Annotated in this window: 3 protein-coding genes; 1 reads left to right on the top strand and 2 read right to left on the bottom strand. The window is 66.3% G+C overall.

Features of this window, described 5'->3' with window-relative positions:
• Window positions 1–17 precede the first annotated feature (17 nt).
• Entirely contained in the window at window positions 18–2,771 is a 2,754-nt protein-coding gene (gene aceE / locus AC5RW2_RS40860; RefSeq protein WP_494075282.1) for a pyruvate dehydrogenase (acetyl-transferring), homodimeric type, read from the bottom strand.
• 149 nt (window positions 2,772–2,920) lie between these two features.
• Here aceE and AC5RW2_RS40855 point away from each other — a divergent pair, with 149 nt between their 5' ends.
• Window positions 2,921–3,682, top strand: a complete 762-nt coding sequence (locus AC5RW2_RS40855) for an SDR family oxidoreductase (protein WP_493986683.1) — start codon at window positions 2,921–2,923, stop codon at window positions 3,680–3,682.
• Here AC5RW2_RS40855 and AC5RW2_RS40850 read toward each other — a convergent pair.
• Window positions 3,666–4,301: polysaccharide deacetylase family protein (locus AC5RW2_RS40850; RefSeq protein WP_494075281.1), on the bottom strand; the 636-nt coding region annotated here is incomplete at its 5' end. The two genes, AC5RW2_RS40855 and AC5RW2_RS40850, sit on opposite strands and share 17 nt — an antisense overlap.

The raw sequence follows: 4,301 nt of genomic DNA, 5'->3' as shown, positions 1-4,301 counted from the left end.
GCCGGGGCCCCTCGGCGCTAGCTGTCGCCGCCGGCGCTTCCGGTGGTGCCGGCATTGACATCATGCAGCTTGTAGCGGTCGATCGCGTAGGCGACCGCGCCGCCGTCGACCCCTCCCCTGGCCGCCAGCAGCTGCAGCGCCTTGACCACGATCGAATGGGAATCGATCTGGAAGTAGCGGCGGGCCGCGGCGCGGGTGTCCGCGAAGCCGAAGCCGTCCGCGCCCAGGGTGGCGAACTCGTTGGGCAGGAACTGGCGGATCTGGTCCGGCACGGCCTTCATGTAGTCGCTGACCGCGACGATCGGTCCTGCTGCTCCCGCCAGCTGCTGCGTCACGAACGGCACGCGGGCTTTCTCACCCGGCTTGAGGAAAGCGTCTGCTTCGGCGGCCAGCGCGTCGCGGCGCAGTTCGTTCCAGGAGGTCACGGACCAGACATCGGCGGAGACGCCCCACTCGTCGGCCAGGATCTGCTGGGCTTCCAGCGCCCAGGGAACCGCGACGCCGGAGGCCAGCAGCTGCGTGCGCGGGCCTTCCGCGGTGGCCGGGGACAGCAGATAGATGCCCTTCAGCAGGCCTTCGACGTCCAGGTTCTCCGGCTCGGCCGGCTGCACCATCGGCTCGTTGTAGACGGTGAGGTAGTACATCAGGTTCCGGTCGGCGTCGTTGTCCGGCGAGCCGGGACCGTACATCCGGTTCAGTCCGTCGCGGACGATGTGCCCGATTTCGTAGCCGTACGCCGGGTCGTAGGTGACCACGGCCGGGTTGGTGGAGGCCAGGATCGGCGAATGGCCGTCGGCGTGCTGCAGGCCCTCGCCGGTGAGCGTGGTGCGTCCCGCCGTCGCGCCAATGATGAAACCGCGCGTCATCTGGTCCGCCGCAGCCCAGAAGGAATCCGCGGTGCGCTGGAAGCCGAACATCGAGTAGAAGATGTAGATCGGGATCAGCGGTTCGCCGTGGGTGGCGTAGGACGTGCCCGTGGCGGTGAACGCGGCCACCGAACCGGCCTCATTGATACCTGGATGCACAATCTGGCCCAGCGGCGATTCCTTGTAGGCCAGGACCAGGTCGCGGTCCACGGACAGGTAGTTCTGTCCCTTCGGGTTGTAGATCTTGGCCGTGGGGAAGAAGGAGTCCATGCCGAAGGTGCGGGCCTCGTCCGGAATGATGGGCACGACGCGCTTGCCGAACTCCTTGTCCCGCATCAGGTCCTTGAGCAGCCGGACGAAGGCCATGGTGGTGGCTGCCTGCTGCTTGCCCGAGCCGCGCATGGCGACCTCGTAGGCCTTTTCATCCGGCAGGTGGATTGGCTTGGAGTTGTCGCGGCGCTCGGGAACGAAGCCGCCCAGGGTCTTCCGGCGCTCGAGCATGTACTTGATCTCGGGCGAATCGGGTCCCGGGTGGTAGTACGGGGCGTTGTAGAGGTCAGCTTCGAGCTGTTCGTCGCTGATCGGAATCCGGAGGTGGTCGCGGAACTTCTTCAGGTCCTCGAGCGTGAGCTTCTTCATCTGGTGGGTGGCGTTGCGGCCCTCGAAGTGCGTGCCCAGACCGTAGCCCTTGACGGTCATGGCCAGGATGACCGTCGGCTTGCCCTTGAATTCCATCGCGGCCTTGTAGGCGGCGTAGACCTTGCGGTAGTCGTGGCCGCCGCGCTTGAGGTTCCAGATCTGCTCGTCGGTCAGCTCCGCGACCATCTCCTTGGTCTGGGGGGTCCTGCCGAAGAAGTGTTCCCGGACGAACCCGCCGGATTCGGCCTTGTAGGTCTGGTAGTCCCCGTCCAGGGTCTCGTTCATGATCTTCACGAGCGAGCCGTCATGGTCCTTGGCCAGCAGATCGTCCCACTCGCGGCCCCAGACGACCTTGATCACGTTCCAGCCGGCGCCGCGGAAGAACGCCTCCAGCTCCTGCATGATCTTGCCGTTGCCGCGCACCGGCCCGTCCAGGCGCTGCAGGTTGCAGTTGACCACGAAGGTCAGGTTGTCCAGGTTATCGTTGGCGGCCAGCTGCAGCAGCCCGCGGCTTTCGGGCTCGTCCATCTCGCCGTCGCCCAGGAACGCCCACACGTGCTGCTCGGAGGTGTCCTTGAGACCGCGGTTGTGCAGGTACCTGTTGGACTGGGCCTGGTAAATCGCATTCATCGGGCCGATGCCCATCGAGACCGTCGGGAACTCCCAGAACTCCGGCATCATCCGGGGGTGCGGGTAGGAGGACAGGGCGTGCCCCTCCTTGGACTTCTCCTGCCGGAAACCGTCCAGGTCCTCCTCGCTCAGCCGCCCCTCAAGGTAGGCACGGGCGTACATGCCCGGAGACGCGTGGCCCTGGAAATAGATATGGTCGCCGCCGCCGGGGTGGTCCTTGCCGCGGAAGAAATGGTTCAGTCCGACTTCGTACAGCGTTGCGGCGCCCGCGTAGGTGGAGATATGCCCGCCCACCCCGATTCCCGGCCGCTGCGACCGGTGAACCATGATGGCGGCGTTCCAGCGCAGCCAGGCACGGTACCGGCGCTCGGTTTCCTCGTCGCCGGGGAACTCAGGTTCCTGGTCGGCCGGGATCGTGTTGACGTAGTCCGTCGTGGTCACCATGGGAACGCCCACGCTGCGCGCACCGGCGCGCTGCAGCAGGGAACGCATGATGAACTGCGCCCGCTCCGTGCCCTGTTCCTTGATCAGCTGGTCGAGCGATTCGATCCATTCCGCTGTTTCTTCCGGATCACGATCGGACAGCTGGTTTGTCAACCCACTCAAGATGTGAGTGGTGTCTTCTGATGCGGCCACGTCCAACCTCTCTGTGCGCAGCGATGTCCGTGCGCAAACTAGGAGTTCACATCGTGGTGAACTTTCGTAATATGGAATTACTTTTCCATTAGATATGAGTAAAGTGAACGGTGCCACAGCCCATCTGTCAAATGGAGCAGGAGCGGAGCATGACCCAGGAAGCGCAGCCTGAACGTACCGCCGTCATCACGGGAGCCGGTTCCGGGATCGGAAGGGCCGTTGCGCGGGCCATGCTCGACGCCGGTTTCCGGGTTGCGCTGGCCGGCCGGCGCCGGGACGTGCTGGTGGAGACCGCCGCCGGCCATCCCCGCGCCCTGGTGGTACCCGCGGACGTCATCGATCCCGCCGCCGTCGACCGTCTCTTCAATTCTGCCTACGAGGCCTTCGGCCGGATCGATGTGCTGTTCAACAATGCCGGCGTCTTCGGCCCGAGCGCAGCGGTGGACGAGATCCCATTGGATGAGTGGAACCGGACAGTGGCCGTCAACCTGACCGGGAGCATGCTGTGCGCCGCGGCGGCGGTCCGCGTCATGAAGCGGCAGGATCCACAGGGCGGAAGGATCATCAACAACGGCTCCATCTCCGCCCACTCCCCCAGACCGTTGTCCGCCGCCTACACCGCCACCAAACACGCCATCACAGGGCTCACCAAGTCGATCGACCTCGACGGCCGCCCGTACGGCATTTCCTGCGGCCAGATCGATATCGGCAACACCGCTACCGAGCTGATGCAGCGCCTGGGCGTCGGCGAGGGCGCCCTCCAAGCGGACGGCAGCCGCCGCGTTGAACCGACCTTTTCGGTGGAGGACGCCGCCAAGGCAGTGCTGTTCATGGCGCAGCTGCCGCCCAACGCGTCGGTAGGCTCGCTGGTCATCACCGCGGCCGGCATGCCGTTCATCGGCCGCGGCTGACGGCAGGGTCCAGCTGCTCAGCGAGCTCGGCGAGCGTCGCTACCCATATGCCATCGGAGCCCTTGACCCGCTCGATCAGCCGCTCGAGCTCCGCCGCTTTCGACGGCCTCCCCGAATTGAAGGGATGATCCGCCAGCACCAGGCAGCTGCCGGCCACCCGTCCTGGCTCGAAGGCATACGGCTCCCAGCCGCCGGGCGCCCGGTGGACCGGGACCTCGACAAGGTCCCGCGGATCCCCGTCGGCGACCCTGAAGCGGTAGGGAGCGCCGCCGTCGACCTGGCTGGAGTCGTAGCGGAAGCCACGCTCTGCCAGCAGCCCGGCGGTATGCCAGTTCACCTCCCACCACGGCGCCCGGTACCCGACCGGCCGGACCTTGGCGGCCTTCCAGAGCGCTTCCAGCCCGCGGTCCAGGCCGCGCGCTTCGGCGGCGGCGCCGATGCCCTGCAGCGGCTCGTTCCGGTAGCCGTGGTGGCCGACTTCGTGGCCGGCGTCGACAACCGCGCGCACCGTGTCCGGACAGCATTCGGCGGTGGCACCGGAAATGAAGAAAGTGGCCTTGATGTCCTGCCGGTCCAGGATTGCCAGGAGCCGGGAACCGTGTGGGGAAGCCGTAGCGAA

This window comes from Arthrobacter sp. B0316-1-20 (genome assembly GCF_059091865.1).
The sequence above is the reverse complement of the archived record's forward strand: the minus strand, read 5'-3'. Positions and strand labels throughout refer to the sequence as shown.

Bases quoted from the DNA above. Each gene is read 5' to 3' on its own strand.
- AC5RW2_RS40855 (WP_493986683.1), top strand. From the start codon at position 2,921: ATGACCCAGGAAGCGCAGCCTGAACGTACCGCCGTCATCACGGGAGCC.